This window comes from Kitasatospora sp. MAA4 (assembly GCF_029893355.1).
Lineage (GTDB): Bacteria > Actinomycetota > Actinomycetes > Streptomycetales > Streptomycetaceae > Kitasatospora.
Window position 1 is genome coordinate 16,099 of sequence record NZ_JARZAI010000027.1, and the last position, 26,835, is coordinate 42,933.

Here is a 26,835-nt window from a genome sequence, read left to right on the forward strand (position 1 = left end):
CCTGCTCAGCGCAGGAGCTCGTTGCCCAGCGGGCTGCGCAGGTAGAGCACCGAGCGGCCGTGCCGGGCGCGGGTGACCAGTCGGGTCTCCAGCAGGACGGTCAGGTGCTGGCTCACCGCCCCGGCCGTCACGCCGAGCCGCAGCGCCAGCTCGGTGGTGGAGACCGGCTCGTGCAGCATCGCCAGCAGCCGGGCCTTCGGGGCGCCCAGCAGGAGTTCCAGGGCCCGGGTGGTCGGTGGCGGGTCGAGTGCGCCCGCCATGGTGCCCTGGCCGCGGGCCGGATAGGTGATGGCCGGCGGCTGGTCGGCGCTGATCGAGGTGACCGCCCCGCGCGCGAAGCAGCTGGGCACGAAGACCAGGCCGCGCCGGTCCACCCGGACGTCCTCGTCCCAGGCGGTCCAGTTCCGGCGGATCGTCAGGACGCCGTCCGCCCACTGCAGGCGCGGGTCCAGCTCGGCGAACATCGTGGCGACCCCGTGCTGGGCCAGCGTGCGGGCGCGGTGCACGATGTCCGCCTCCAGCACGGACCGGGCGCGCGGCCACCAGGCGGGCGCCAGGCAGACGTCCCAGTACTCCTCGATCGAGTCGCAGATCTCCGCCAGCAGCCGCGCGGGATCGGCCAGTCCGGCCGCCAGCGGGGCCGGGAGCGCCCGGTCGTGCGGCAGGAAGGTCTGCTCCAGCTCGGCGCGCAGCCGTTCGGGCGCGCAGGCCCGGACCACCGCGAGCTCGGCCCGGAAGTCGGGGGACGGGCTGGTCGGGCGCGGCGTGAGGAAGTCCGGGACGTACCGGTTGGAGGAGACCAGCGAGCGGAGCAGCTCGGTGTCCAGCCGCTCGAAGTCCGGGCGGATCCGGCGGAACCACGGCATCTGCGCCGGGTAGATCCCCGGGTGCGTCCACATCCGGATGCTCAGCACCGCCTCGTGCAGCGGTGAGCAGGCGAACGAGGCCGAGGCGAGATCGGCGAGGCTGAGGTGGAACCGGTGCATAACCGCCCTTCGATTGAGGTACAGACTAAATCAGTTCTCCCGGGGCGGGTCGACGCGCTGTGATCTCGTCATGACGACGACAACTGACGCGGTGTCGACCGCGCCCTCCGACCTGCCCCCCACCACGCCCTCGTCCCCGCGGGCGTCCCGGCTGCTGCCGCGCGACCCGGTGCTGCGGCTGCTGACCTGGACGACGCTGGTCAACTGCCTGGGCAACGGGCTCTTCCTGACCGTCAGCACGCTCTACTTCACCCGGATCCTGGGCTACGGCGTCGGGACGGTCGGCGTGGTGCTGACCGTCGCCGGCCTGTGCGGAGTGCTGGCCGGCATCCCGGCGGGCCGGGCCGCCGACCGCTGGGGCAGCAAGCCGGTGCTGATCCTGCTGATCGCGCTGGAGGCGCTGGGCACGGTCGGCTACGTCCTGGTGGACGGCTTCGCGGCGTTCGCCGTGCTGACCTGCCTGCTCGCCGCCGTCGACCGCGGCGCGGCCGCCGTGCGCAACGCGCTCTACGCCGAAGTGCTGCCGGCCGACCAGCGGGTGACCGGCCGGGGCTACCTGCGGGCCGTCACCAACGTGGCGATGGGCGCCGGTTCGGTGCTCGCCGCGCTCACCCTGCAGGCCGACAGCCGGCCGGCCTACACCGCGACGATCCTCGCGGACGCGCTCTCCTACGCCCTGGTCGCGCTGCTCCTGCTGCGCCTGCCCGGCACCGAACACGCGCCGGCCGCACGGGAGACGGCCGGAGCCGAACCGGAGAGCCCGCGGGACCGGCGCAACCCGGCGCTGCGCAACCTGCCCTTCCTGGTGGTCACCGGCCTGAACTCGCTCCTCACCCTGCAGTTCGCGATGCTGGAGATCGGCGTGCCGCTGTGGGTCGTCAAGGACACCACCGCACCCCGGGCGCTGGTGGCCGCGACGCTGCTGGTCAACACCGTGCTGGTGGTGTTCCTCCAGGTCCGGGCCACCCGCGGCACCGAGCAGCCGGGCGCGGCCGCTCGCGCCTGCGCCCGCGGCGGCCTGCTGCTGGCCGCCTCCTGCGCCGTGCTCGGGCTGGCCCACGGCCTGCCCGCCGTACTCGCCTCCGTCGTCCTGCTCGCCGGAGTGGCACTGCAGGCGGGCGGCGAGGTGCTCAGCCAGGCCGGCGGCTGGGCGTTGAGCTACGACCTCGCGGGCGAGGGCGCGCACGGCAGCTACCAGGGGGTGTTCAGCACCGGCGCGTCGGTCGCGCTGATGATCGGCCCCGCCCTGATCACCCTCGCCGTGGTCGGCCACGGCCTGGCGGGCTGGCTGCTGCTCGGCGCCCTCTTCGCCGCCTCGGGCGCCGTGATGCGCCCTGCCGTCCGCTGGGCTACGGCCGCCACTGCCTGACGGGCAGGGCTGCTGGTCAGCGCAGCACGGCGGGCAGGTCGCGGCAGTACGGCAGGTCCGCCGCCGCCACGTCCTCGGCCGGGCCGGCAGCGCGCAGCACCACGTCGAGCACCCGGTCCGGGTCACAGGCGTAACCGCCGCTGGCCCAGGCCGGGTTGGCCTCGACGACGGCCCACCCGGCCTCGCCCGCCAGCAGGCCCACGTCCACGACCGTCGCGCTCGGCACCTCGCCCGCCGTGCGCAGCACCTCGCCCGCGAAGCCGAGCACCTGTGCGGCAAGGGCGTCCTCGTCCAGCGGGGCGACGTCGAGCCTGCCGTCCACGGCGTAGCGGGAGGCGGTGTGCACCACACCGTCCAGGACGAAGAGCCGGTACTCGCGGGCGAACGCCACCACGTCGCTGACCAGCACCAGCGTGTCGTCCTCCAGCGCGTCGGGGCCGGGCAGGCCGCTGCCGTCGGGGTAGATCCTGGCCGGGAAGAGCTTGTCCACCGGCGGCTTGAGGAAGGCCGGACGGCGCAGCTGCCGCGCGTCGGCGAGCGTGGTGCACAGGATCCGGCGCCGGGTCAGCTCGAAGGGCAGGGCCGTCAGCCAGTCGGCCGGCGCCTCCAGGGCGGCGAGCGCGAGGTCGCGGCCGACCGCGTCGGCGAACAGCGGGCCGCCGTACAGGTGGGCCGGGCGCAGGCCGCGCAGTTCCTCGGGGACGGCCCAGCCGGTGGCGGTGTGAGCGCGCAATCCGCGGCGGCGGGCGGCGGTGAGCAGCTGCAGCCCGGTCTCGTTGATCCGGGGGGCGAGCAGCAGCAGGCGCGGGGTGGTGGTCATGGCAGCCGAGTCTGCCGGGTGGGGCGGGTGGGGCCCAGTGGATATTTCGGCACTGGTCCCAGCGGGGTCCGGCGTGCCAGAGTCTGCTTGGTCCAGTCCGACCCACCCTCACATCGGATACCGGAAAGCAGGTCCACACCGATGACCAGCGCAGCACCCGCTGAAACCCCTCTCGTCCGCGTCACCACCGCGGGAGTCGTCACCACCCTCGAACTCGACTCCCCGCACAACCGCAACGCGCTCTCCAGCCGGCTGATGGCCGAGTTGGAGCAGGGGCTCGCGGGGGCGGCCAAGGACCCGGCCGTCCGGGTCGTGGTGCTCGGGCACACCGGCAAGGTGTTCTGCGCGGGCGCTGACCTGTCGGAGGCGACCGGTGCGGACCCGACGGTCGGTCCGCGCGGGCTGGTCGACATCCAGCGGGCCATCGTGGAGTGCCCGAAGCCGGTGATCGCCTACGTCAACGGGCACGTGCGGGCCGGCGGGCTCGGGCTGGTCGGTTCGGCCGACCTCGCCGTCGCCGGTCCGGCCGCCACCTTCGCCTTCACCGAGTCGCGGCTCGGGCTGGCTCCCGCAGTCATCTCGCTGCCGCTGCGGCCCAAGCTGGAGCCGCGCGCCGCAGCCCGCTACTACCTGACCGGGGAGACCTTCGACGCGGCGGAGGCGGCCCGGATCGGCCTGATCACGCTGGCCGCGGAGGAGCCCGAGGCCGCCCTGGCCGAGCTGCTGGCCGCCCTGCGACTGGCCTCCCCGCAGGGCCTCGCGGAGTCCAAGCGGCTGGTCAACGCGGACGTGCTGCGCTCCTTCGAGCAGGACGCCGACGCCCGGGTCGAGCAGTCCGCGCGTCTCTTCGGCTCGCCCGAGGCGCAGCAGGGCATGCGCGCGTTCCTGGAGCGCCGCCCGGCGCCGTGGGCGACCACCGAGTAGGGCTGGGCGCTCGGACGGTGCTCGGACCGGTGCTCGGACCGGTGTGAGCTTGCTCGCCCGGCCGGTCACCGGGGGAGCGCGGCGGATACGGTGAACGCATGTCGATCACCGCCGCCGCGCTCGCAGCCGTCCGCTCCCGTGCCCGCCGTGCCGTCGGCCGTGCGGTGCACCAGGGGTGGCGCTGGGTGCAGGAGCGCGGTGCGGTGTCGAACCAGAACCCCGGCCCGTACCGCTTCCACACCCTCGGGGACGGCAGCAAGCTGGCGTTCCCGCTCGGGACGGTCTTCAACGAGCAGTCGATCGCGATCGGCCCGTTCTGCATCATCGGCGAGCGGGTCACCATATCGGCGGGTTTCCTGCCCGGTCTCGACCTCGGTCCCGAGCCGGTGGTCCGGATCGGCGGCGGGTGCGTGATCGGCCGCGGCAGCCACCTGGTGGGCCATCAGTCGATCGTGCTCGGCGACGACGTCTGGACCGGTCCGAACGTCTACATCAGCGACCAGGCGCACGAGTACCGCAACACCGACCTGCCGATCGGCAAGCAGTGGCCGCGCAACGAGCCCGTCGAGATCGGCGCAGGCAGCTGGATCGGCACCGGCGCGGTGATCCTGCCCGGCGCCCGGCTCGGCCGCAACGTGGTGGTCGCGGCCGGCTCGGTGGTCCGCGGCGAGATCCCCGACCACAGCGTGGTGGCGGGCGCCCCGGCCCGGGTGGTCCGCAGCTTCACCGAGGACGACGGCTGGCAGCCGCCGTTCCGCACCGACCCGCCCCGCCCGCTCCCGGAGGGCGTCACTGCCGAACAGCTGCGCGCCCTGGTCGGCTGGGACCTGCACGTGCCGACGGACGAGCCGTCCTGACAGCCGCTGCGCCCGGGACGCGTGGCTGCATGTCACGCGTCCCGGGACGGGCCGGTGGGTTCAGCTGTTCTGGGTGAGCGACTTCCAGCGGGACACCGGGCGGTCCGGCTCGACGATGCGGTCCTCGTGCGCGCTGCCGTCGGCGATCGAGATCATGCGGTACTGGCCGCCGTGGAAGACCCAGTACGCGCTCACGCCGTTGACCCGCTGCTGGTCGGGCACCGGCAGCACGGTGGTGATCCGGGTGATGCCGGAGAAGCAGCTGAACTCGGAGATCCGCGCGTCACCCTGCTCCAGCAGGTCGGTGTGCTGGGTGCCGTCGGCGATCGAGATCACCCGGAACAGCTGGTCGCCGTCGCGGGTGTGGAAGAGCCAGTACCAGCTCTTGCCGTTCTTGCGCTGCATGTCCGGCACCGGCAGGAGGAAGTCGACCTTGGTGACGCCGCGCAGGGACTGCCAGCGGCTGATCGGCCCGTCGGCGCGTTCCAGCACGTCGGTGTGCTGGGTGCCGTCGGCCACCGTGACGACCCGGTAGAGCTGCTGTCCGTCGACGGAGTGGAAGACCCAGTTCCAGCTCTTGCCGCCGACCCGCTGCATGTCCGGGTAGGGCAGGAAGAAGTCGAGCGAGGTGACGCCGGCCAGGGACTGCCAGCGGCTGATCGGTCCGTCGGCGCGTTCCAGCACGTCGGTGTGCTGGCTGCCGTCGGCGATCGAGATCACCCGGTAGACCTGCTTGCCGCCCACCGTGCGGAACGCCCAGTACCAGCTCTTGCCGTTGGCCCGCTGCATGTCCGGGTAGGGCAGGAAGGTGTCGACCGGCTGTCCGGGCTCGGTCTGGTCCTGGTCGGGGAGCCGGCCCTCGCCCAGCGCCCGCAGCGTGGTGACGGAGGGGGCGAAGGCGTAGACGGCGCCCTCGGTCTTCACGAACTGCTGGAAGCTCAGCGGGACCGCGTTGCTGCCGTCCTGGTCCCAGGTGACGGTGCCGGCGGCGCCGACCATCGCGTCGGGGCCGGGCAGCTGCGCCCGGTTCGGCGGGAAGTTCGGGTCGTCGATCCAGGACTTCTGGATGAACTCGAACTGGCTGAACAGGTCGGTCTGGTAGGAGACGAAGAGCAGTCCGCGCGGCGAGTCCGGGCCGCCTGGACCCTCCACCGCGGGGTCGAAGGGGTGCCCGTACGGGCTGCCGCGGCGCATGATCCGGCGGCGGTCCATCACCGGGTCCTCCGGGAACGGCTGGTCGCCGGGCTTCTCCGCCAGGCCGTCGCGCGGGTTGGTCTTGCGCAGGTGGGAGAAGAGCGGGGTGAGTCTGCCGTCGAGGTCGTTGCCGAAGCTGATGTCGTTGTCGTTGGACGCGACGGTGTTGAACGGCGTGTCGGCGGCCGGGCACTTGGCCACCGGCGTACCCGAGCGCCAGCGGCCGACCAGGCGCGCGGCCAGCCACTCGACCGAGACGTCCTCGTCCACCGCCTTCTTGTTCTTCAGGATGGTCAACTGCCGTGATACCTGCGCCCACCAGCCGGGGACGTCCTGGCCCAGGCGCCGCACCACATGGAAGGAGCCGTTGAAGGTCCAGGAGGGCAGCACGGTCGGGCCGCCGATGTCCGCGCGGTCGACCTGCGGGTGGCCGCAGACGAACTCGCCGGCCGGGATCAGCCGGGTGCCGGGGTGCCCCTTGACCCACTCCGGGCGCAGCGGGTCGGGTTCGTCGAAGCCGCGTACGCCCGGCTCGCTGACGCCGTCCTTGAAGCCGAAGTGCTCCTTGCCGCGGCGGGTGCCGGGGAGCGTGGCGCAGTCCTGCTGGAAGATCACCGAGATCTGGAACGCCACCGCCGCCTCGCGCTGCTCGCGCACCGCGGCCTGCAGATCCTCCACGGTGTCGGCGGCGACGGTGAGCACCGCGTGGATCCGGCCCTCCGACCTGTTGTTGCCGAAGATCCACTTGGACGGGGAGTTCTGCCCCTTGTCGCCGAGCCGCTCGGCCCGTGCCACCGGTCCCTGCTGGAACGCCCCGAGTGCGGTCTCCAGGGGCGCCGGGGGATAGGGCGGCCTGCCGGTGAGGGTCTCCAGGCCCTGGTAGGTGAAGCTGATGCCGAGCCAGGTGGCGCGCATGCCGGTCGGGTCGCCGCCGGAGCGCTGGCGCGCCTCGCTGAAGGCCTTGTTGAAGGTGGCCACCTGTCTGGTAGTGGCGATCCGCGGCGTGAGTTGCTGCAGCCAGGTGCGCGCTTTGGCGCCGTCCTCGAACGTGAGGAAGAGCAGGACCATCTGGTCCTTCTTGAAGCCGGCGAGGACGTCGCCCCGGATGTCGTCGCTCTCGCGCAGCGGGAGGTCGGTGCTGCTCGGCCGCTCTGCGGGCGTGCCGGTGGTGCCGGTCGTCGGTGTTGTCTGTGTCGTCATGGGGGCTCCGGGGGTCAGCGCCCCGGCGATTGCGGAGCGTGATCACGACGATACGATGCGTATTCGAACAAAGCGAGTGGGACTCTCCGTGCGCGTCGCGATCCGCGACGCTGCGTCACTCGTCCGCTCGACCTGACGCGACAACAACTCGCCCTGCTCGTGAGACTGGAGAGCATCCGCGGCGGTCCCGGCGCGGCTCCTCGAGTCGGACTGTTGGTACTCCGGGGCGGGCGGGCGGTCGGCGGTGAGCCCGTTCACGCTCCGTGTCGACCGGTCGGCCTCGCACGGGATCCCAGGCCGTCATGCCACCTCTCCGCTGTCCTCTCGTTGAAGGAGATCCATGTCCCGCACCACCCCGCCCGCCGGACGCGCCGGACGCGCCGGACGGTCCGCCGTCCTGTCGGCCTGCGCACTCGTCTCGGCGCTGGCGACCACGACGGTGTTCGCCGCCCCGCTCCCCGCCGGCGCGATGGCCGCGCAGGCCGCCGACACCTTCAGTGCCGATGCCTTCACCGCCGACCAGGTGAAGGCCGAGATCGATCCCGCCGAAGTGGCCGCGCTCGGCCAGGACGAGGCCGCGTACCGGGCCTGGACCCGCCTGGAGTCCCGCGCCGCCCGGCGGGGGACCCGGGTGAGCGCGCCGTACCCGCAGTCGGTCCGCACCGCGCGGTACACCATGCTGACCAACACCCAGTTCAGCCTCAACCAGGCGTTCGACCCCAAGGTCTTCGGCAAGTTCACGGACTACTTCCCCTCGCCCGACTACGGCGACCACATCGCGATGCTGCCCACCGGCAAGGTGCTGGTCTTCCCCTTCGAGCCGATCACGGCCGACCCGACGCAGGAGCCAGCGCCGACCGCGACGATCGGCCAGGACAACGCCGGCCGCGCCTACCTCTGGGACCCGGCCAAGGGCACCGGCTCGGCCGCGTTCAAGGCCGTCCCGCCGCCGGACGTCACCCTGGACGACGGCAGCGGGGCGACCCGGCCGGCGCCGTTCTTCTGTGCCGGGCACGCCTATCTGCCGAATGGGATGCTCGGGGTCTTCGGCGGCAACTTCGGCGGCAACTTCGGTACCGGGGCGAAGCTTTCGCTGATCTTCGACCCCTGGAAGGAGGCCTGGACCCGCAACGCGGACATGTCGGTCGGCCGCTGGTACCCGTCCGTGGTGACCGGGGAGGACGGTCGGCAGCTGATCATGTCCGGGCAGTCCGAGTACGGTTGGGGCTGGCCGACCCCGGTCGTGGAGCGCTTCCCCGCCAAGAACATCAGCGTGCAGAAGGACCCCGGGGTGGTGCCGGTGGCGCCCGTGGACAAGTTCAAGGCCGAGGCGCCGTACACCACCGACTACCCGCAGCTCTTCTCGCTGAACGACGGCAAGATCTACGGCTTCGGCCGCACGGCGAGCGAACAGTGGAAGTTCGACCCGAAGTTGGAGACCCGCACCGACCTGCCGGCGCGTCCCGACCCGATGCAGCGCAACTACGGTTCCGCGGTGGCTCTTCCGGGCGGATACAAGGGGCCGGACTCGATGCTGCTGCTCGGCGGCAACCGGGACGACCCGAACACCTATCTGTTCTCCGGCGGCCAGTGGAGCAAGGAGAAGCCCCGGGCGTTCGGCCGCACCCAGGACGACACGCTGATCCTGCCGGACGGCTCGCTCTTCACCGTCAACGGCGCCTACGACATCCGCAACTACGGCAACGGCGACTACAACCCGAACGGCGACCTCAAGTACCGCCAGACCGAGATGCGCGACGCCCAGGGCAACTGGAAGCTCGGCCCGGTCCAGCGCCTGCCGCGCGGCTACCACTCCAACGCGGTGATCCTGCCGGACGGCCGAATCGCCGTCACCGGTGACGAGTTGCAGCAGATCGCCAACAACCCCGACATCACCTCCGGGATGAACGGCAGCTTCGAGATCTACGAGCCCTGGTACCTCCAGACCGGCAGCCGTCCCGCGCTGGACTCGGCGCCCAGCACCGGGCTGCGCTACAACACGAGCTTCACGGTGGGCACTTCGACTCCCGACAAGGTCACCCGGGCGGTGCTGCTCTCGCCGATCACCTCGACCCACTCGGTGGACACCAGTCAGCGGCATGTGGAGGTGCAGATCACCGGCCGCAGCGGAAACCAACTCACCTTGCAGACACCGCTGTTGGCGGCCGCTGCGCCGCCCGGCTACTACCTGCTCTTCCTGCTGGACGCGACCGGGGTGCCGAGCGTCGCCAAGTGGGTGAAGCTGGAGGCCAATTCGGGCGGTCAGATCGGCTGAGCGTGCTCCTGACCCGGGCCGGCCGGGCCGATGGTCAGCAGGACGGCGTCGTGCGCGTGCGCAGTGTCGGGGTGGGTGACCTGGACGGCGTCGTGGCCGGCGAGGTCGACGGCGAGGACCGTCGCGCCCGGCGCCGGCCGCAGCTCCACCGGTCCGCGGGCGACCGTGACGGTGAGCGACCGGCCGCGCGCCATCAGGTTGAGCGCGGTCACCGGGCCGTCCAGCAGCCGTCCGGTGGTGGGCAGTTCGCCGGAGAAGGCGAACGGGTGCAGCGGTCGTACGGTGGCCGGCTGGGCGTCGCCGACGGTGAGCTCCAGGCCCGGGCCCGTCACGACGGTGAGCACCCGGTCCAGGCCGGGGAAGACCGAGAACGGGCCGTCGGCGGCCACCTCGGCCAGGCTCACCCGCCAGGATCCGTCCGTCGCGGCGGCGACCTCGCGGGTGAGCCCGCCGCCGTTGCGCCAGGGGGTGGCGGTGCGGTCGGCGGCAGGCAGCTGGTGGAGGGTCACGGGCGTCAGGCTACCGTGCGGTCCCGGTCGTCGCTCGGGTCGTCGCTCGGGTCCTCGCGCGGGGCCGGTGCGCCAGCGCGGCCAGTGCCGCCGCGCCCGCGCCCGCCGCGGCGACCGTGGTCAGCGCGATCGGCAGGCTCGCCGCGTCGGCCAGGAAGCCGATCACTGGCGGTCCGATCAGCATGCCCCCGTACCCGAGCATCGAGGCGGTGGCCACCCCGTGCGGCCCGCCCTCCTGCCCGGCCCGGGCGATCGCCAGTGGAAAGAGGTTGGCCAGCCCCAGCCCGACCAGCACGAACCCGGCCAGCACCAGCGGCACCGACGGTGCCAGCGCCGCGACCAGCATCCCGGCGCTCGCGGTCAGACCGCCGGCCGTCATCAGCCGGGCCGGGCCGAACCGCATCGCCAGCCAGGTCCCACCGAGTCGGCCGGCGGTCATCGCGAACGCGTACGCGGCGTAGCCGAAGGCGGCCAGGCCCGCGCTCGCGTGCACGTCGTCCGTCAGGTGCAGGGTGGCCCAGTCGGCGAGCGCGCCCTCGCCGTACGAGCTGAAGAGCGCAGTCAGGCCGAGCAGCAGGACCAGGTAGCGGGCGGGCACCAGCGGGCCGGACGCGGTCGCCGCGGGCGCGACGGCCGCCGTTGCTCGGGGTTCGCGCAGCAGCACCGTGCCGGCCGCCGCCGTGACGGCGAGGCCGAACAGCCCGCTCAGCGCCAGCGCCCACCCGGCCGTCAGCGGGCCGGCCAGCAGCCCGCCGAGCGAGGCGCCGAGCAGTCCGCCGAGGCTGTAGCCGGCGTGGAAGCTCGGCATCACGGGCCGTCGCAGCTCGGCGACCAGCTCGACGGCGGCGCTGTTCATCGCGACGTTGGCCGCCCCGTACCCGGCGCCGAACAGCGCCAGCGCCGCGCCGAGCGAGAGCACCGAGTGGGTGTGCGGCGGCAGCGCCACGGCCACGGTGAGCAGGGCCAGCGCGGCCACGGTGACCCGCCGGCTGCCGAACCGCACACAGAGCCGGCCGATCACCGGCATGACGGCGACCGCCCCGGCCGAGAGGCAGAGCAGCGCGAGGCCGAGCGCGGAGTGCGAGGCGTGCACCTGGGCCCGCACGTCGGGGATGCGCACCACCCAGGAGGCGAAGAGGAAGCCGTCGACGGCGAAGATCGCGGTCAGCGAGATCCGGGCGGCGGACCAGGCGCTGGGGGCGGAGGGGTGGGGGAGGGTTGCCGGGTGGGTCGGGGTTTTGTTTAGGAGCGGCACAAAGTCACAATAGAGGAGTGCCGCACACTCCTTCAAGCCCCGGCCCCGCGTCCGCCGCTCCCGCTGGCCCTGCCGCGTCCGCCGGCGCCGCCGCTCCTGCTGGCCCTGCCGCGTCCGCCGGCCCCGCCCGCCGTCCGATGCCGGACCGCGGTCGCACCCTGCTCGGCCCGGCCCTCGCGCTGGTCCACACCGGCCGGGCGCCCACCCGCTCCGCGCTCACCGCCGCGCTCGACGTCACCCGCGCCACCGCCGGCGCCGTCGCCGCCGAACTGGCGGCCCTCGGCCTGGTCACCGTCGACCCGAACCCCGTCGGCACCGGTCGCGGCCGCCCCTCGCACCGCCTCGGCATCACCCCCGACGGACCGGTCGTGCTCGCCGCCCAACTGCACGCGGACGGCCTGAGCGTCGCGCTCGTCGGTCTCGGCGGCGACCTCGGCGAACCCGTCCACCACCCGCTGCCCGCCGACCGTGCGCCCGAACCGATGTTCCGGGCGATCGCCGAGGCCGGCGCCGCGCTGGTCCGCAGCACCCACCGCCGCTGCCTGGGCGCCGCCCTCGCGCTGCCCAACCCGGTCACCGAACCGGACGGCACCGCGCTCGCCGCCCTGCACTTCGGCTGGCCCAGCGGCACCCCCGTCGCCGCCCTGTTCGCCGAACACTTGAACGCCGCCGACCTCGGCCCGCGCGTCCGCCACCCGCTGCGCACCGCCGTCGCCAACGACGCGAACCTCGCCGCGCTCGCCGAACACCGCCACGGCGCCGGCCGCGACGCCCGCCACCTGCTGCTCGTCACCTCGGGACACCGCGGCGTCGGCGGCGCCCTGGTGGTGGACGGCCGCCTGCACACCGGCAGCACCGGACTCGCCCTGGAGGTCGGCCACCTGACGGTCGACCGCTGCGGCCGCGACTGCCCCTGCGGCAACCGCGGCTGCCTCAACGTCGAGACCGACCCGCAGGCCCTCCTCGCCGCCGCCGGCCGCACCCCGGCGCCCGACCTCCCCCTCCTCGCCCAGGCCAGCACCCTGACCCGCGAAGCCGACCACGACCCGCGCGCCCGCAAGGCCGTGGACGAGGTCGCCAAGCTCCTGGCCATCGGCCTGGCCGGCCTGGCGAACATCCTCAACCCCGACCGCATCGTCCTCAGCGGCCTCCACCGCGACCTCCTCGCCGCCGCCCCCGACCACCTGCGCTCAGTCGTCGCAGACCGCAGCCTCTGGGGCCGCATCTGCCAAGTCAGCATCGTCCCCGCCGACTTGGAATACGCCGAACTGGTCGGCGCCGCCGAACTCGCCTGGCAGCCCTACCTGACCGACCCCCAACTGGCGGCGCGGTGAGGGAGGGGCCGGAGCTGCCCTACTTGAGCAGCGAGTGAGGCGGGCAGGGCCGTGACCTGCTGCTTTATCGCCAAAGCGCCGCTGACCTGCGGACTACCTCCAGCAGTTGGCACTGGTCACCGGCGTCTTAGCCCTATGTGCCCCAAGTGCCCCGAGATCAACCCGGATCGCGCCGTCCTCCATGCGACATCGCGTTCAACCTAGCGCGCCAGTGCACACGACGTGGCTGCCCCAGTCCGTGCCAAAGAGTGACAAGCGCAGTTGCGCGCTGGGTACTCGTTGAACCGCGTGTTCGCCGCACGGCAGGAAGGCCGCCATGCCGTTTTGTTCACCCAGATAGATGATCATTCCCCGGCGGTGCGCATCCCCCAGGTCGGTCCAGGTGGCGTCGGCGAGTGTCGCTCGGACGCCGATGTTCCAGGCGAGGAACGTGATCCTGCCGTGCTCACGCAGATCGAGCGCGTCCGTGTGGGCCTGGTCACCGAGGGCTGGTGCCGTAGCCAGGCAGCCCAAAGCCAGACCCGCCAGACACAGGGAGGTCGTGGAGAAACCCTTGAGAACCAGATGATGGGCCATGGGGCTATAGGCAGCCGCCCCGACAGCCGCGCCGATGACGAGCACCTCGCGTGGGTGATCCATCGGATGCCAGCCCGGTGCGCAGACCAGAACCCCCAGGACACTCCCGAAGGCCAGACTCTTGGCTAGTGGGGACTCGTGCAACACCCTGAGCGGGGTGTGAGGGATCAGACGCTTGGCAAGCAATCCGAGCGAGTACACGGTCGGCAAGCAGATTGCGATGAGGACCGAGGCGATCGCGCCAACCCGGGTGAGCAACGTCTGCTTGTCGATCCCAGCCTGCTCCGGCGTCAGGCCGAGGGCATGGAAGTACTCGTTGGCCGCGAAGTAACTCAGAGCGAACATCAACAGACTCAGCAGTGCGAGCAGGCTCGCGCTGAGTTGGAGGACTTCCTTTGTGAGGACTCGGGTGCGTTGATCAGCGGCTGAATTTGTGGCGGAAGGGGCTAAGGACGGTGTCGACATGCGCATCCTCGGATTGGGTGTGGTGGACAGGGGAGCGCGGGCCCGTCGAGCACCGGAAAGGGAGATCCCGGGCGGCTGCCGAGCGGTCCTGCTGAGGAACCAACGAACAGACCTGGGCCTGGAAGTGCTGCTCTCACGGGTCGCCTCTCAGCGCCAGTGCGGCTGGGTCGGCCGAGGTCGGCTTCCGTCGACCGCCTTACCCACCTATCGCGGCCAGCCGCCCGCGTCCCACGGCCGACTTCGCGGCGCGCAAGGCTGCCCGGGCACGGCCAGCACCGTCACGGGTCGCTTCAGCGCCGCCGCCTCCGACCTTGATCTGCCGGGTATCGAGGCCGGCACACGCCCGGCAGATGCCCGGCTGGGGCACCGGGTCGTGGCACCTGGTGCACTCGGCGTACCGGGCTGCTGAGGGCTGTTCGGGAGCGTGGGCTGGGGGCATCTTTCGCTCCAGGCGGCTGCGGAGCAGTCCGACCGGGGAGTGCAGGGGCCAGGGCAGGCCTGGCAGCAGGGCATGGGCCAGGTCGCCTGTGGTGCTGCCGCGCTCCAGCCACTGGGCGACCAGGGGTGCCAGCTCCGCCGCCTCGGCTTCGCCGATCCGTAGGCGCGGCTCGGCGCGGATCACCCGGAACAGGGCCGCTACCGCCTCGCGGATCTGCTTGTCCGGCATCGCTGAAGGCTGATGGACGAGATCATGGCCCCCCTCCCGCCTTACGGGCGCCTCGGTGGCAGGTTCGCTGGTCGGTGGCTGGTCGGCCAGGTCGGCGGGGAGGGAGGGTTCTTGGTGCCGGTTCTTTACAAGAGGGGCGCCAGCGGTGCCGGGCGTCGCCTGACCGGAGACCGGACGGGGGACACTCGGTATCGCCAGCTGCGGGGTGTCGTAGACGCGGGCCTCGGAGCGGACGGTGCCGTCGGGCATCCGGATGATCTCGACCCGGTAGTACCCGGCTTCGGTCAGCTCCTTGAGGGCCTTGCGGATCGCCCCGCGCCCCTGCGGGCTGGAGTCGGCCATGTGCCGGCCGTCCTCGCGCCAGCCGTCCGGGCGGGAGAGGAGGTCGGCCAGCAGGCCACGGGCGGTGTAGCTCAGCTGCCGGGCCTGAAGCAGGCCATTGGGCAGCACCGTGAAGTTACGCACGTGGGCGTTACGATGTACGCGCATCGGGAGTTCGCGCTCCTGTTGCCGGACCCCGGGGTGTTACCAGCACCGCCGGGGTCGCCTATGTTCGGTTGGGATCACGGGACCTACCACGCGATCTTGTGTAAGACCGACGACTTGTGTCAGCGACCTCGATCACAGTCTATGTGAGGCGTGCTGTGCTTCAACTTCGTTGGAGCGGAAGGAAGTCAGTCGAACACGAGTCCGCGGTACGCGTCGCGGACGTCTGTTAGCGGCTGACGGTCACGGGTGTAGTAGAGCTTGTTGGTCAGCAGGATCGCCCAGCGGTCCTGCTTGGGTGAGATCCACATGCCGGTGCCGGTGAAGCCGTAGTGCACCCAGACATGGTCGGCGGGGTCGGTGCCGGGGGCGGGGTGCCAGAAGAGGCCGCGGACGGGCTCCATGCCGCCGGTGTGGACGGTCAGCGACTCCTCGCTCCAGCCGGGGCCGAAGCCGGGCTGTGCGGGGGCAGTTGCGGGGTCAAGCATGTATCGCAGGAAGCGGGCCAGGTCGTCGGCGGTCGAGAAGGCGCCGGCGATTCCGCACACGCCGCCGAGGAGTCGGGCGGAGAAGTCGTGGGCGGTGCCTCGGAGGTGGGTGGCGGTGTCCTGGTCGAGTTCGGTGGGTGCGCTTCGGGCGGCCTGGTCTGCGGGCAGCGGGCCGAAGCGGGTGGAGTCCATGCCCAGCTGGTTCCAGACCTTGTTGGTGGCGAGCTGGTTGAGCGGTTGGCCGGAGAGGTATTCGGCGAGGTAGCCGAGGATGAGGGCGGCTCGGTCGGTGTACTCGACGGCCTCGCCCGGCGGGCGGTGCAGAGCCTCGTGCAGGACGCCCTCGCGGATGGCGGTCGGGTCGGTGCCATAGAGGTTCTTGAGCTGGGCCCGCAGCGGGACCCCGGCCGTATGTGTCAGCAGGTTCCGTGCGGTGGCCCGGCCGAGCGGGTGTCCGGATACTTCGGGCCAGTAGTCGCTGAGCGGCTTGTCGAGCGGGAGTTGGCCGGCCTCCCAGAGGGAGCCGATGGTGGACCAGACGGCGAGGATCTTGGTAAGGCTGGCGACGTCGAAGATGGTGTCCGGCAGCATGGGCTTGCCCGGCTCCGTGGGGTCGAGGACGCCGACGGCGCCGCTGGCCCGGGTTCCGGCCGCGTCGCCGATGGCCCACACAGCCCCGGGATATGTCAGGTCGCGCACGCCGTCGGCCAGGAGCTGGTGGATGCGGTCGGTGCTGGGTGTCATCGTCTCCCCGATTCGCTGTGGACGTCCCGCCCCGGCCAGCGTAGTGAGCTGGCCGGGGCGGGGTGGGTTTCGGCGCGAAGCCTCGCTCAGGTGAGCTGCTTGCTGAGGTCGGTCAGGGCGGCTGCGGTGGTGCTGAGTGGGTAACGGGCCGCGTTGGCGCGGCCGGCGTTTCGCAGCGCGGTCAGGAGACTGGGTGAGGTCCGCAGTCGGTCGAGGTCGCGGGTGATGGTGGTGGGGTTGGTGAAGTCGGTTGCCAGGGCGGAGCTGCCGAGGGCTTCGCGCAGGCCGGGGACGGGCTGGTAGAGGACGGGGAGGCCGCAGGCTTGGGCTTCGAGGGCGACCAGGCCCATGGCCTCCAGGGTGGTGGAGGGCATGACGAGCGCGTCGTGCTCGGTGAATGCCTTCCACAGCTGGGGGCGGCGGAGCCAGCCGAGGTAGCGGGTGTGGATGCCGGCCCGGCGCATCAGTGGGGTCAGCCCGTGGAACTCGGCGCTCGGGGCGGCGATGCTCAGCTCGATCCCCTTGGCGGCGGCCAGGGCCTTGATGAGGACGTCGCCGCCCTTCTCGGCGGTGAGCCGCCCGGCGTACAGCAGTCGCAGGTGGCTGGTCGTGGTGCGCTTGGGCGGCGTGGGCGGGCGGGTGAGGAGGTGGTCGGGGATGCCCCACGGGATGTGGTGGATCTTGCGTTGGTCGGTCTGAGGTGCGAGGCGGGTCAGGTGGTCGGCCATGGCGGTGGTGGGTGCCACGATCGCGTCGGCCAGGCGGGCGGTCTTGCGCAGGACCTGCAACTGGTCGTGGTGCATCTCGGCGAAGAGCAGGTCGGTGCCGTGGACCAGCGCGATTCGCGGGTGCTGGGGCAGGGGTCGCATCAGGGCCGGGGTGGCGCCGAAGGCCAGGTGCTGAAGGTGCAGCACCCCGATCCGTTCCGGGGCCAGGGAGTGAGTGAGGGCTTGGCCCAGCGCGGCGACGTACCGTCGGAAGGCGGGCCCTTGGAGGGTTTTGCCGGTGACGGCCAGCAGTTCGAGTCCGGCGGGGAGGGTGGGTCGGCCCCCGGGAGGCAGGAGCATAAAGGCCCGCGCGGGGATCAGCGGGTGTTCGCCGGTGTAGAGGTCGCGGAATAGTTCGACGCTGCCGCCGGGGCTGCCGGCGGGCAGGTCGAGGCAGGTGGCGACCAGCGGCCGACTTTCGGGCGTGGTCACCGGGCGCCTCCGGGGATCTCCTCGTAGAGGCGGGAGATGTCGATGCCGTCGGTGTTCGCGTACTTGAGACCGAGCTGCTGGTAGCTGGCCGGGGCACCGAAGGTCTGAAGGAAGATCAGCTTGCCGAAGGTCATGCCGGGGCAGACCCGCACGGGCTTGGCGGCGCGGATCTCCAGTGTCCAGCGGATCGCGTGACCGGCGTGGCCCAGTGGCGCGGAGACGTGGACCCAAATACCGAGCGAGCCGGTGGTGCGGTCGCCATTGAGCATCTGCGCGTACCGCTCGGACCCTGTCCGCTCCAGCGTCACCCCGAGGTACAGCACGCCCGGCTCCAGGACCAGGCCGTGGGCGGGGATGGTGGTTTCGGCGAAGGCGGTGGGTACGGCGGCGTCCAGGTCGCCGTCGCACATCCGTAACGTCTCGCCCAGGCGCCAGTCGTAGGCGTTCGGGGACAGCCGGACCGGGTCGAAGGGGTCGATTTCGATCTCGCCAGCGGTGACGGCGGCGGCGATGGCGGGGCCGGTGAGGATCATCAGGCCACCGCCTCCGTGCCAGTCTGGTCACGCCAGTAACTGGAGGGTTGCGGGCCGAGCGCGGCCTGGTACTTGCCGGAGTACAGGTCGACCGAGCCGACGGAGACGAAGAACATGATCTGACCGATCTTCATGCCCGGGTAGACCCGCAGGGGGCGGGTCGGGGAGAGCATGAGGGTCCACTGGCCGTGGAAGCCGATGTCGCCGATCGGGGCGGTGATCTCGACGAACAGGCCGAGTCGGCCGACGGAGGAGCGGCCGAACAGCAGCGGTACGAAGGTGTCGGAGCCGACCTCCTCCACGGTGTGGCCGAGGTAGAGCTCGCCGGGCTGGAGTACGAACCCGCCTGGTCCGATCTCGATCTCCTGGGTCGGGTTGGGGTGGTGGGCGTCGATGACGTCGCCCGTGTAGGTCAGCAGAATGCGGCCCAGGCGGACGTTGTAACTGTTGGGGTTGACCTGGTCGGGCGCAAACGGGGCGATGCGCACCCGGCCGTCGCGGACGGCGGCGGCGATCTCAGGTCCGGTGAGGATCATTCGGCTTCTCCATCGACGGGGTCGGGCTGGGGCTCGGTGAGGACGTGCCGGACGGCTTGGCCGAGTTGGAGCCCGGCTTGGCGCGCGCGGCCGGCCCGGAAGGTCTCGGCGAGGTAGTCGGTGGTCAGCACGCTGCGAATGCCGGGCGGCAGCGGGGGGGTTACCACGAGCGGCCCGGCCCGATCGGTGAGGCTGGCCAGCAGACCGGCCAAGTCCCCGGAAATGGCTTCGGGCAGGTCTGCGTGGACGAGTTGGTTGCCGAACGGCTCGATGGCCAGCAGCTCGGCCAGGTGCAACACCTCGCCGAGCTGCACGGGCCGCAGAGCGGTCTCGTTGAGGATCACGGACTCGGCGCCGAGACCGGAATGCAGCCGCACTGCGACGGTCTCCAGCAGCTCGCGCCGGTCGGGCACGGTGTGCCGCCAGCGTTCGGCCACCTGTCCGAGTGGCGCGTTCAGCCTCGCGCTGATCGTCTCGATCTCCTCGCCGATCGCCTTCAAGTCTCTGGGGAGGGTGGCTGTGTGGGGGAAGCGGCAGGGGTGGGCGGTCCAGTCGGCGCCGACGGGCTCGGCAAGCGCGTACCCGGCGCCGAGTTCCGTGCCCTTGACCACGAGCGTTTTGCCGACTGGCTCGGGCCCGTAGTGCTCGCTATGGCAGTGCCCGGCGAAAACGACGTCCAGGAACGGGCAGGCGTCGGCCAGCTTCAGGTCCTCTTCGAAGCCGGAGTGCGACAGCAGGATCCACGCGTCCACCTCGTGGTGGTGTGCGAGCAACAGCTCGCGCAGGGCCCGCACCGGGTTGGTGACGTGGTGTCCGGCGCGCTGGTCGAGCGGGATGGCGCCGAACGCCTGCGGGCTGATGACGGCGGTGACTGCCACCTGCCGGCCGCCGATCTCCGCCATGTGCAGCGGGCGGAACAGCTCGCGGCCGGTCGCTTGGTCGACGGCGTTCGCGCACACCGTCAGCTTGCGCAGGCCCGGCTCGAAGTGGTGGCTCCAGCCATGGTTGCCCGGCGCGATCACGTCGTACAGTGACAGCAGGATCTGCCGCTCGATGCTTCCGCCTGCAAGCTGATAGAAGCCGGTGCCCTCAAAAAAGTCCCCGCAGTCCACCACCAGTGACCGCCTGCGCTCGGCATGAAGCTGAGCAAGCATGCCGGTGATCTGGGCGAGGTTGGAGTGGACGTCAGTGGTTGCAACGATCCGCTCAAGTGTGCGCGTGGTCGCGGTCATCGGGTGACCTCGGTGATGTCGGCGCCGAGGGCACGGAGCTTGGCGGGCAGGTCGGCGTGGCCGCGCTTGAGCTGCCCCAGGCCGGTGACTGTAGTGGTGCCGCGCGCGGTCAGCCCGGCGATGAGCAGCGCGGTACCGGTGCGGATGTCGGTCGCCTCGACGGCTGCGCCACTCAGCCGCTGAGGTCCGGTCAGGAGGCACTCGGTGGGCGAGATTTCCTGGATCCGGGCCCCCAGAGCTCGAAGTTGGGGAACGAGGTTGCCGTGTCGACCGGGGTTGATGGCGTCAGCGAACAGGTGGGTGCCCGGCAGTCCCAGAGCGAGCGCCATCAGGGCGGGTTCGAAGTCGGCGTCCAGGCCGCCGGGGAGGAGCGACGCGATGGCGGAGAGAGGTCGGCCGCACCGCGTGCCGCCGCCGGGCAGGATCAAGGCATCGGGCTCGGCCAGAGCGGGGACACCCAGGCGGTTCAGAGCCTCCTGGACGGGGACGGTGTCCTGGCCGCGCACGCCTTCGATCCGACCGCTGCCTCCAGTTGCGGCGATTGCGCAGGCCAGTGTGCCGGCCTCGATCTTGTCGCCCGGCACCGCCCAGGCCACTGTGGCCAAATCATCAGATTGGCAAGGCGGTTCGATGGACAGGTTGGCCTCGCTGAGATCCATCCGCCAGCCGGCCAGCCGCAGGAAGTCCAGCGTGTTGGTGAACTCCGGGGACAGATTGGGATTGAGCAGCAGCAGCCGGTGTCGGCTAACCACAGCGCGGAGTACAGCTGCGACGCTCGCGCCCCGAGAGCGGAACGGCAGATCGATCACCACTTGCCGTGGGCTATCCCCGGAGGAGGTGACCTGGTACCCGGCGCCGTCCGTCTCGACCTTGTCACCGAAGGCCGCATAAACCTTGAAATGCTCGTTTATGCCCCGCTCGCCGATCCGACATCCGCCGGGCCATGGCAGCCTGGCTTGACCGCAGGCTGCCAGCAGCGCGGGTACGAGGTAGTAGGAGGCACGGATGCCGGCGGCATCCGGGAGGTCGGGCACCGGCAGGTGGCCGTCCAGCGGCACGAGGGCTACCGCCTGCGGGTCGGCTACAGAGTGAGCGATATGGCATACCGACCCCTGAAACAGAGTCAGCATCTGTTGCACGTCGGAGCTGTCGGGAACGTTGTCCAGATGGACCGGGCTGCGGATCGCCGCGGCGGCGGCCAACAGCGGCAGCGCGGCGTTCTTGGAGCCATCCACACGTACGAGGCCGGCCAGCGGGGGCCCGGGGCGGATGGTGATGGCCGGGCGCGTTGCGGGGATGGAGAGGAGAGTCATGAAAGCCTCCACGGTGGTAGGAGGGGGACGGTGCTGCAGGTCAGTTACTGAATCGGGATCGATCAGGCCGCCGCGGTCTCCTCGCGCGGCAGCGTGCAGGTGATCCGCTTGCCGACCGGAGTGCGCTGCACGGTCCAGCCCGGAGCGAGAACATCGAGGATCCGCAAGCCGCGACCCGTCTCGGCGTATGCGCTGTCCGGAGGCTCAGCCTGCCGGTCTGGTATCACGGACTGCACCGGGTCATGGACCTCCACCAGAATCTGTTCATCGGTGCTGGTCACCCGGACGACCACCGGGGCCCACGGGCCGCACAGCCGCACCACGTTGCCGACCAGCTCGCTGGCCACCAAACGAGCGGCGTCGGCGATCGGCTCGGCTGCCCCGGCCGTGCAAACGGTCTTGAAGACATGTGAGCGCATCTCGCTGATGTGCTCGGCGCTGGCGCTCATGTGCAGGACGAAGCCGCCCGGGCGGGGCACCAGGAAGAAGCCGCACGTGGCCAGTTCGGGTTCGTAGGGCGAGCGGATGTGGTCTTCGTACACGGCAGGCTTCCCAGTCGACAGAGCAAGCCGCAGCCACAGGCATGGGAGGGCTCGCACACGGGATGAGTAGGAAGGTCGACGTCGGGCGGGCAAAGCTCCCGAAGTCGACGCAAGGCAGGCAGCGACCTGTGCCACGAAGCGCGATCACTCGGTCACGCTTCGCTACCTGTGGTCAGCATGCCGCGCCCTGCCAGAGTTAGGCAATATGCCCAGCCAGAATTCCCTCGAACCGGTTGCTCTCCACCTCGATCGAGGTGGAGACTTGCGCCATGGCGAAGAGGAATCCGGCACCACAGTCCGTGTATCGCCGTCAGCTTGCGTCTCGGCTCAGAGAGTTGAGGGACGCCAAGGAGTTGACGCTCACCGAGGTCGCGGAGATCGTGGAGGTCAACCAGAGTTCGCTCAGCCGGATCGAGAACGGCGAGAGGGGTACCACCCCGGTCCTGGTGAAGGCTCTGCTGGACTGCTATGGGGTCACCGAACCGGTGGACCGGGAGGACATCCTCGACCTGGTCCGCGCTGACCAGGCTCAGCGGCAGCAGTGGTGGAAGAAGTACTCCGCCGTCATCAACACCACGCAGTACGGCGGCTACCTGGCACTGGAGTCCAGCGCGACGAGCTTCCGCTCCTATGAACCGCAGCTGATGCCCGGGCTGCTGCAGACCGCGGACTACGCGCGCCAGGTCATCACCGAGATGCGCGTGGACCTGACTGCAAAACAAGTGGATGCCCTGGTGCAAGTACGGATGGAGCGTCAGGAGAAGGTCCTCGGTCGGGAGGGCGCGCCCAAGCTCTGGGCGGTGATCGACGAGGCGGCCATACGGCGGATCGAGGGCACACCGACAGTCCTGAAGGGTCAGCTCGAACTCCTGCTGGCTGTCGCGCCCCGCACGAACATCACACTCCAGCTCCTTCCGTTCGCCGCCGGCTTCCATCCTGGTCTGTACGGATCGTTCATGCTCATGGGCTTCCCCGAACCCAATCCGGACGTCGTGTGGGTGGAGAATCTGACCAACTCGGTGTACTTCGAGGGATCTGAGGATGTGGAGCGCTACACCGAGGTCTTCGACCACCTGCGGGCCCGTGCCCTCGGCCCACCCGAGACCCGTAGTCAGATCAGCAAGATCCTCAAGGAGCTGTAAGCGTGAGCACCACCAAGCCCAACCCGGCCGAGCTGGACTTCTCCGGCGTCACCTGGGAGAAGTCCCCGTTCAGCGGGGGCAATGACAACTGCGTGGAGTTCGGTGTGACCGGGGCGTTCGTTGCCGTACGCGACTCCAAGCGGCCCGAGCAGACGCCGCTCGTCTACACCCGCGACGAGATCAAGGCCATGATCCTCGGGGCGAAGGCCGGTGCTTTCGATCACCTGATCTGACGGAGGTATGGGCTGCCCGTGCGGTCAGCAGTGAAGTGGCGGTTGACCCCAGCATGGGTTGGGTCAACCGCCGCCGTCATCGTCCCTGTCACGCTGAACTGGTGGGCGGGGGTACGCGACTCAGTGCAGTGGGAAAAGTGCGTGGCGCATCCTGGGGGTGGGCGGTTGAATTCAGGCCGTGGAAGATGACATCTGGGCCTTGCTGCCCGAGGACGTCCGATCCGAGGTGGATGCGCTGGTGCGGCAGGACCGGCGGATGTTTGCCGTGCGGGCGATCAGGAACGCCTTCGACGCCGACAGGCCGGGGATCTACGAGGCCATGGACATCGTGGTTGGGCGGTACGAGGCCATCGGGCGGCCGCTCTTCACGCCGACCGAGCCGCTCGACGTCGGCACGCTGTTCGCTGCGGTGCAGGCGCTGCCCGTCCGTCCGGACGCCGTCGAGGCGGTCTGGGACGGTGACACCGACGGCTGGTTCGTCGTGCTGTTCGCGGTGACGAAGGACCCGCAGCGCGAGTTCTTCCTCGCGCAGAGCCGCCGCGGCACCGATCTGCGCTTCTTCAACGAACGGACGCCCGCCTGGCCGGAGGCCGAGGAGGCCGACACTGTCGGCCGAGCGCTGGCCGAGCGCCTCGGCGTGCCGTTCAGCTTCGCCAGCCCGCAGACGCCGGACGGCGACGCGCCGCGTTGGTGGGACGGCCGGTGGTGAGGGAGTACGGGCGGCGTCGCCGCGTACTCCCGTGGGGGTAGGGCAGGTGTCCCCGGTGGGGGGACGCGCGGTGGGGTGGGGTGGCGGGAGTCTTTGGGGGACGGACCCGGGGTGGTAGGTCGCCGGGGCGTGAGACCGAGGAGATGGAAGAACGATGAACGCGACAACCGTTCTGCTCGCTGACCACGGGTGGCCCCACGGCGCCTGGTTCCTGTTGTTCCCGCTTGGCTGGCTGGTGTTCCTGGTGATCGTCTTCGCGGTGCTGCGGCGGACGGTGTGGCGGCGCCGGGGCTGCTACGGGATGGCCTGGGGTGGCGGGTCGGAGGGGCCGCTGGCCGTGCTGGGGCGCCGCTATGCGCAGGGGGAGATCGATGAGGAGGAGTACCGCGCGCGCCGCAGCGTGCTCATAGAGCGGGGCAAGGACGACAGCTGAGGGGAGGAGAGGGTCGATAAGCGGAGGCTGGATCTGCGGTTAAAGTTACTTATCGTAGTTATCGATTACGATGGGTTCATGGAAACCGTGGATGTGGACCGTACCGATGCCTCCTACCGTGCCTGGCTCAAGGAGGCCGTCCGCAGGGTGCAGGCCGATGCCAACCGCTCGGCCGACACCCACCTGCTGCGCTTCCCGCTCCCCGAGGCGTGGGGGATCGACCTCTACCTCAAGGACGAGTCGACCCACCCCACCGGCAGCCTCAAGCACCGGCTGGCCCGTTCGCTCTTCCTCTACGGGCTGTGCAACGGCTGGATCCGGCCCGGCAAGCCGGTGATCGAGGCGTCCAGCGGCTCCACGGCCGTCTCGGAGGCGTACTTCGCGGCGCTGGTCGGGGTGCCGTTCATCGCGGTGATGGCCAAGTCGACCAGCCGGGCGAAGATCGACCTGATCGAGTTCCACGGCGGCAGCTGTCACCTGGTGGACGATCCCTGCGAGGTGTACGAGGTGTCGATGCGGCTCGCCGCGGAGACCGGCGGGCACTACATGGACCAGTTCACCTATGCCGAGCGGGCCACCGACTGGCGCGGCAACAACAACATCGCCGAGTCGATCTTCGCCCAGCTGCGCCGCGAGCCGCACCCGGAGCCCGCCTGGATCGTCGCGACGGCCGGCACCGGCGGCACCTCGGCCACCATCGCCCGGTACGTCCACTACCAGCAGTTCGACACCCGGATCTGCGTCGCCGACCCGGAGAACTCGGTGTTCTTCGACGGCTGGCTGAACCACGACCCGCAGGCCACCTCCGAGCGCGGCTCGCGGATCGAGGGGATCGGGCGCCAGCGGATGGAGCCGAGCTTCGTGCCCGGCGCGATCGACCGGATGATGAAGGTTCCGGACGCCGCCTCGATCGCCGCGATCCGGGTGCTGGAGAGCGTGCTCGGCAAGAAGGCGGGCGCCTCCAGCGGCACCGGGCTGTGGAGCGCGCTGAAGATCGTCGCGGAGATGCGGGCGGCGGGTGAGCACGGCAGCGTGGTCACGCTGATCTGCGACCCGGGCGACCGCTACCTCGACAAGTACTACTCGGACGCCTGGCTGGCCGAGCAGGGTCTGGACATCGCGCCCTACCAGGCCGCGCTGGAGGCGTTCCTGGCTGGTGGGGCCTGGTCTGCGGAGTAGGCGATGTGATAGTCACTCTGTCATGAATGATCTTCTGACAGAGCGCCTGATCCTGCACCCCCTCACCATCGCCGAGGCGGAGCGGGTGGCGGCGGGCGAGGCCGCCCCGGACGACAACTGGGCCGCCGACTACCCGGCCGAGGGCGAGCGGGTCGGCGCCCGGATGTTCGTCAGGGGCCACGCCGCAGTCGGCGGCGACACCCACCCCTTCGGCGGCTACGAGATCCGCCGCCGCTCCGACGGCCAGGCGATCGGCGGGATCGGCTTCCACGGCGCCCCCGACGCGGACGGCTCGGTCTCGATCGGCTACGGGCTGGCCGAGTCGGCCCGCGGCCAGGGCTACGCGACCGAGGCGGTCCGCGGCATCCTGGCCGCCGCCGGCGGGTGGGGCGTGACCCGGCTGCTGGGCGACACCGAGCACGGCAACGTCCCCTCGCAGCGCGTGATGCTGGCCGCCGGGATGGCCCTGACGCACGAGGACGCGGAACTCAAGTACTACGCGGCGACGCCGGCCTAGGCTGCTCAGCCCAGGACGCGCTGCAGGTAGGCGGTCCGGGCGGCGATGGCCAGTTGGGAGATCGCGGCCTGCGGCGCCGCCGAGCTGAACCCGTGCCAGGCCCCCGGCCACATGTGCAGTTCGACCGGGACGCCGGCCCGGGAGAGCCGGGCCGCGTACTCCAGGGCCTCGTCGCGGAAGGTTTCGACCTGGCCCACGTCGATGAAGGCCGGCGGCAGCCCGCCGAGGTGCTGGGCGCGGGCGGGTGCGGCGTAGGGCGACACGTCCGGGCCACCGCGGGCGTCGCCGAGCAGGCTGCTCCAGCCGGTCAGGTTGGACGTACGGTCCCAGAAGCCCTCGCGGTCCAGTTCGTGGCTGGACGGGGTCTGGTTGCGGTCGTCCAGCATCGGACCCTGGAGGATCTGGTGCGCCAGCGCCGGGCCGCCCCGGTCGCGGGCCAGCAGTGCGATTCCGGCGGCCAGGCCGCCGCCCGCGCTGGAACCCCAGATGATCAACCGGTCCGGGTCGATGTCCAGCTCCTCGGCGTTGCGGGCGGTCCACTCAAGACCGGCGTAGCAGTCCTCCAGCGGGGCCGGGTGCGGGTGTTCGGGCGCGAGGCGGTAGCCGACCGAGACGCCGACCACGCCGAGCAGATCGACCCACCCGGCGAGTGTCTCGGCCATCTCCCACTGGTCGCCGGACACCATCCCGCCGCCGTGGATGTGGTAGATCGCCGGCCACGGCCCGGGGCCCCTGGTCGGACGCATGATCACCACGGGCAGGTCCGGCGCGCCCTGCGGGCCGGGGACGAGGCGTTCCTCGATCGCCACCGCGCCGCCCCGGCGCAGCAGTTCGACCTCCGGGCGCATCGACCGGTTGACCGCCCGGAAGGCGGGGATGTCCTCGGGCCCGATCGACAGCACCGCCTGGATGTCCTCCGGGAAGGAGGCGAGGATCGCCCCCAACTCCGGGTCGAAGGGCGGTCGGCTGCTCTTCGCGGTCGTCATCGTCTGCTCCTTGCCCAGTACTGCTCGGTTCATGGGTCCAGCCTCGCCCGGCCACCCTGCCGTTCCCACCGCCGCCCGGCGGGCGTCGCCACCCGCTGACCGCCGATTGGCGGCGGCCGGGTGGGTAGAGTC

26 protein-coding genes are annotated in these 26,835 nt (G+C 71.2%); 11 read left to right on the forward strand and 15 right to left on the reverse strand.

Features of this window, described 5'->3' with window-relative positions; translation table 11 throughout:
• Positions 1–5 precede the first annotated feature (5 nt).
• Positions 6–986, reverse strand: a complete 981-nt coding sequence (locus tag P3T37_RS29060) for a winged helix-turn-helix domain-containing protein (RefSeq protein ID WP_280726891.1) — start codon at positions 984–986, stop codon at positions 6–8.
• A 70-nt stretch (positions 987–1,056) separates the two neighbouring features.
• Here P3T37_RS29060 and P3T37_RS29065 point away from each other — a divergent pair, with 70 nt between their 5' ends.
• The gene (locus P3T37_RS29065) at positions 1,057–2,355 is read left to right on the forward strand and encodes an MFS transporter (RefSeq protein WP_280726892.1); all 1,299 of its coding nucleotides are present in this window, start codon (positions 1,057–1,059) and stop codon (positions 2,353–2,355) included.
• Positions 2,356–2,371: 16 nt separating this feature from the next.
• Here the strand turns inward: P3T37_RS29065 and P3T37_RS29070 are convergent, their stop codons facing one another.
• A complete protein-coding gene (locus tag P3T37_RS29070) occupies positions 2,372–3,175 on the reverse strand; it encodes an ATP-grasp domain-containing protein (RefSeq protein ID WP_280726893.1) in 804 nt (267 codons plus the stop codon).
• A gap of 141 nt (positions 3,176–3,316) precedes the next feature.
• On the opposite strand from P3T37_RS29070, the gene P3T37_RS29075 reads away from it, so the two are divergent.
• Both P3T37_RS29075 and P3T37_RS29080 read left to right on the forward strand, forming a co-directional pair.
• On the forward strand, positions 3,317–4,099 hold the full coding sequence (locus P3T37_RS29075; RefSeq protein WP_280726894.1) for an enoyl-CoA hydratase family protein: 783 nt from the start codon (positions 3,317–3,319) through the stop codon (positions 4,097–4,099).
• A gap of 98 nt (positions 4,100–4,197) precedes the next feature.
• A complete protein-coding gene (locus P3T37_RS29080; protein ID WP_280726895.1) occupies positions 4,198–4,956 on the forward strand; it encodes an acyltransferase in 759 nt (252 codons plus the stop codon).
• 60 nt (positions 4,957–5,016) lie between these two features.
• Here the strand turns inward: P3T37_RS29080 and P3T37_RS29085 are convergent, their stop codons facing one another.
• Positions 5,017–7,350, reverse strand: coding sequence for a hypothetical protein (locus P3T37_RS29085; protein WP_280726896.1), 2,334 nt, complete (start codon positions 7,348–7,350; stop codon positions 5,017–5,019).
• 340 nt (positions 7,351–7,690) lie between these two features.
• On the opposite strand from P3T37_RS29085, the gene P3T37_RS29090 reads away from it, so the two are divergent.
• Entirely contained in the window at positions 7,691–9,625 is a 1,935-nt protein-coding gene (locus P3T37_RS29090; RefSeq protein ID WP_280726897.1) for a galactose oxidase early set domain-containing protein, read from the forward strand.
• Here P3T37_RS29090 and P3T37_RS29095 read toward each other — a convergent pair.
• Both P3T37_RS29095 and P3T37_RS29100 read right to left on the reverse strand, forming a co-directional pair.
• Complete coding sequence (locus P3T37_RS29095) at positions 9,613–10,134, reverse strand: HutD family protein (RefSeq protein ID WP_280726898.1); 522 nt, start codon at positions 10,132–10,134, stop codon at positions 9,613–9,615. The two genes, P3T37_RS29090 and P3T37_RS29095, sit on opposite strands and share 13 nt — an antisense overlap.
• Positions 10,135–10,144: 10 nt before the next feature.
• The gene (locus P3T37_RS29100; RefSeq protein ID WP_280726899.1) at positions 10,145–11,389 is read right to left on the reverse strand and encodes an MFS transporter; all 1,245 of its coding nucleotides are present in this window, start codon (positions 11,387–11,389) and stop codon (positions 10,145–10,147) included.
• A 137-nt stretch (positions 11,390–11,526) separates the two neighbouring features.
• Here P3T37_RS29100 and P3T37_RS29105 point away from each other — a divergent pair, with 137 nt between their 5' ends.
• On the forward strand, positions 11,527–12,723 hold the full coding sequence (locus tag P3T37_RS29105) for an ROK family protein (RefSeq protein ID WP_280726900.1): 1,197 nt from the start codon (positions 11,527–11,529) through the stop codon (positions 12,721–12,723).
• A 195-nt stretch (positions 12,724–12,918) separates the two neighbouring features.
• Here P3T37_RS29105 and P3T37_RS29110 read toward each other — a convergent pair whose 3' ends face one another.
• From P3T37_RS29110 to P3T37_RS29150, 9 genes are all read right to left on the reverse strand, one after another.
• Positions 12,919–13,764 carry a hypothetical protein gene (locus P3T37_RS29110; RefSeq protein ID WP_280726901.1) on the reverse strand — a complete coding sequence of 282 codons (846 nt, stop codon included), beginning with the start codon at positions 13,762–13,764 and terminating at the stop codon, positions 12,919–12,921.
• Between the two features lie 196 nt (positions 13,765–13,960).
• A complete protein-coding gene (locus tag P3T37_RS29115; RefSeq protein WP_280726902.1) occupies positions 13,961–14,920 on the reverse strand; it encodes a hypothetical protein in 960 nt (319 codons plus the stop codon).
• Positions 14,921–15,105: 185 nt separating this feature from the next.
• Positions 15,106–16,149, reverse strand: a complete 1,044-nt coding sequence (locus tag P3T37_RS29120) for a serine hydrolase domain-containing protein (protein ID WP_280726903.1) — start codon at positions 16,147–16,149, stop codon at positions 15,106–15,108.
• 86 nt (positions 16,150–16,235) lie between these two features.
• Positions 16,236–17,348, reverse strand: a complete 1,113-nt coding sequence (locus tag P3T37_RS29125; RefSeq protein ID WP_280726904.1) for a glycosyltransferase family 4 protein — start codon at positions 17,346–17,348, stop codon at positions 16,236–16,238.
• On the reverse strand, positions 17,345–17,881 hold the full coding sequence (locus tag P3T37_RS29130) for a deoxycytidine triphosphate deaminase (RefSeq protein WP_280726905.1): 537 nt from the start codon (positions 17,879–17,881) through the stop codon (positions 17,345–17,347). The genes P3T37_RS29125 and P3T37_RS29130 overlap by 4 nt, the downstream gene beginning before the upstream one ends.
• The gene (dcd, locus tag P3T37_RS29135; RefSeq protein ID WP_280726906.1) at positions 17,881–18,417 is read right to left on the reverse strand and encodes a dCTP deaminase; all 537 of its coding nucleotides are present in this window, start codon (positions 18,415–18,417) and stop codon (positions 17,881–17,883) included. The genes P3T37_RS29130 and dcd overlap by 1 nt, the downstream gene beginning before the upstream one ends.
• A complete protein-coding gene (locus P3T37_RS29140; protein ID WP_280726907.1) occupies positions 18,414–19,649 on the reverse strand; it encodes a metallophosphoesterase in 1,236 nt (411 codons plus the stop codon). The genes dcd and P3T37_RS29140 overlap by 4 nt, the downstream gene beginning before the upstream one ends.
• Positions 19,646–20,962 (reverse strand): UDP-N-acetylglucosamine 1-carboxyvinyltransferase, encoded by a 1,317-nt coding sequence (locus tag P3T37_RS29145; RefSeq protein WP_280726908.1) that lies wholly within the window; start codon positions 20,960–20,962, stop codon positions 19,646–19,648. The genes P3T37_RS29140 and P3T37_RS29145 overlap by 4 nt, the downstream gene beginning before the upstream one ends.
• Positions 20,963–21,024: 62 nt before the next feature.
• Complete coding sequence (locus P3T37_RS29150; protein WP_280726909.1) at positions 21,025–21,504, reverse strand: ATP-binding protein; 480 nt, start codon at positions 21,502–21,504, stop codon at positions 21,025–21,027.
• Positions 21,505–21,773: 269 nt separating this feature from the next.
• On the opposite strand from P3T37_RS29150, the gene P3T37_RS29155 reads away from it, so the two are divergent.
• The 6 genes from P3T37_RS29155 to P3T37_RS29180 all read left to right on the forward strand — a co-directional run bounded on the left by P3T37_RS29155 (position 21,774) and on the right by P3T37_RS29180 (position 25,717).
• A complete protein-coding gene (locus P3T37_RS29155) occupies positions 21,774–22,646 on the forward strand; it encodes a helix-turn-helix transcriptional regulator (protein ID WP_280726910.1) in 873 nt (290 codons plus the stop codon).
• 2 nt (positions 22,647–22,648) lie between these two features.
• Positions 22,649–22,879, forward strand: coding sequence for a DUF397 domain-containing protein (locus tag P3T37_RS29160; protein ID WP_280726911.1), 231 nt, complete (start codon positions 22,649–22,651; stop codon positions 22,877–22,879).
• A gap of 178 nt (positions 22,880–23,057) precedes the next feature.
• Positions 23,058–23,588: a hypothetical protein gene (locus P3T37_RS29165; protein ID WP_280726912.1), complete on the forward strand. Its 531-nt coding sequence runs from the start codon at positions 23,058–23,060 to the stop codon at positions 23,586–23,588.
• A gap of 154 nt (positions 23,589–23,742) precedes the next feature.
• A complete protein-coding gene (locus P3T37_RS29170) occupies positions 23,743–24,021 on the forward strand; it encodes an SHOCT domain-containing protein (RefSeq protein ID WP_280726913.1) in 279 nt (92 codons plus the stop codon).
• A 78-nt stretch (positions 24,022–24,099) separates the two neighbouring features.
• Positions 24,100–25,200: a PLP-dependent cysteine synthase family protein gene (locus tag P3T37_RS29175; protein WP_280726914.1), complete on the forward strand. Its 1,101-nt coding sequence runs from the start codon at positions 24,100–24,102 to the stop codon at positions 25,198–25,200.
• A 22-nt stretch (positions 25,201–25,222) separates the two neighbouring features.
• Entirely contained in the window at positions 25,223–25,717 is a 495-nt protein-coding gene (locus P3T37_RS29180; RefSeq protein ID WP_280726915.1) for a GNAT family N-acetyltransferase, read from the forward strand.
• Between the two features lie 5 nt (positions 25,718–25,722).
• Here P3T37_RS29180 and P3T37_RS29185 read toward each other — a convergent pair whose 3' ends face one another.
• Positions 25,723–26,736, reverse strand: coding sequence for an alpha/beta hydrolase (locus P3T37_RS29185; RefSeq protein ID WP_280726916.1), 1,014 nt, complete (start codon positions 26,734–26,736; stop codon positions 25,723–25,725).
• Between the last annotated feature and the right edge of the window lie 99 nt (positions 26,737–26,835).

Coding starts and splice junctions, on each gene's coding strand:
- P3T37_RS29060 (WP_280726891.1), bottom strand. CDS start 986: ATGCACCGGTTCCACCTCAGCCTCGCCGATCTCGCCTCGGCCTCGTTC.
- P3T37_RS29065 (WP_280726892.1), top strand. CDS start 1,057: ATGACGACGACAACTGACGCGGTGTCGACCGCGCCCTCCGACCTGCCC.
- P3T37_RS29070 (WP_280726893.1), bottom strand. CDS start 3,175: ATGACCACCACCCCGCGCCTGCTGCTGCTCGCCCCCCGGATCAACGAG.
- P3T37_RS29075 (WP_280726894.1), top strand. CDS start 3,317: ATGACCAGCGCAGCACCCGCTGAAACCCCTCTCGTCCGCGTCACCACC.
- P3T37_RS29080 (WP_280726895.1), top strand. CDS start 4,198: ATGTCGATCACCGCCGCCGCGCTCGCAGCCGTCCGCTCCCGTGCCCGC.
- P3T37_RS29085 (WP_280726896.1), bottom strand. CDS start 7,350: ATGACGACACAGACAACACCGACGACCGGCACCACCGGCACGCCCGCA.
- P3T37_RS29090 (WP_280726897.1), top strand. CDS start 7,691: ATGTCCCGCACCACCCCGCCCGCCGGACGCGCCGGACGCGCCGGACGG.
- P3T37_RS29105 (WP_280726900.1), top strand. CDS start 11,527: ATGCCGGACCGCGGTCGCACCCTGCTCGGCCCGGCCCTCGCGCTGGTC.
- P3T37_RS29110 (WP_280726901.1), bottom strand. CDS start 13,764: ATGTCGACACCGTCCTTAGCCCCTTCCGCCACAAATTCAGCCGCTGAT.
- P3T37_RS29115 (WP_280726902.1), bottom strand. CDS start 14,920: ATGCGCGTACATCGTAACGCCCACGTGCGTAACTTCACGGTGCTGCCC.
- P3T37_RS29120 (WP_280726903.1), bottom strand. CDS start 16,149: ATGACACCCAGCACCGACCGCATCCACCAGCTCCTGGCCGACGGCGTG.
- P3T37_RS29130 (WP_280726905.1), bottom strand. CDS start 17,881: ATGATCCTCACCGGCCCCGCCATCGCCGCCGCCGTCACCGCTGGCGAG.
- dcd (WP_280726906.1), bottom strand. CDS start 18,417: ATGATCCTCACCGGACCTGAGATCGCCGCCGCCGTCCGCGACGGCCGG.
- P3T37_RS29140 (WP_280726907.1), bottom strand. CDS start 19,649: ATGACCGCGACCACGCGCACACTTGAGCGGATCGTTGCAACCACTGAC.
- P3T37_RS29145 (WP_280726908.1), bottom strand. CDS start 20,962: ATGACTCTCCTCTCCATCCCCGCAACGCGCCCGGCCATCACCATCCGC.
- P3T37_RS29155 (WP_280726910.1), top strand. CDS start 21,774: ATGGCGAAGAGGAATCCGGCACCACAGTCCGTGTATCGCCGTCAGCTT.
- P3T37_RS29170 (WP_280726913.1), top strand. CDS start 23,743: ATGAACGCGACAACCGTTCTGCTCGCTGACCACGGGTGGCCCCACGGC.
- P3T37_RS29175 (WP_280726914.1), top strand. CDS start 24,100: ATGGAAACCGTGGATGTGGACCGTACCGATGCCTCCTACCGTGCCTGG.
- P3T37_RS29180 (WP_280726915.1), top strand. CDS start 25,223: ATGAATGATCTTCTGACAGAGCGCCTGATCCTGCACCCCCTCACCATC.
- P3T37_RS29185 (WP_280726916.1), bottom strand. CDS start 26,736: ATGAACCGAGCAGTACTGGGCAAGGAGCAGACGATGACGACCGCGAAG.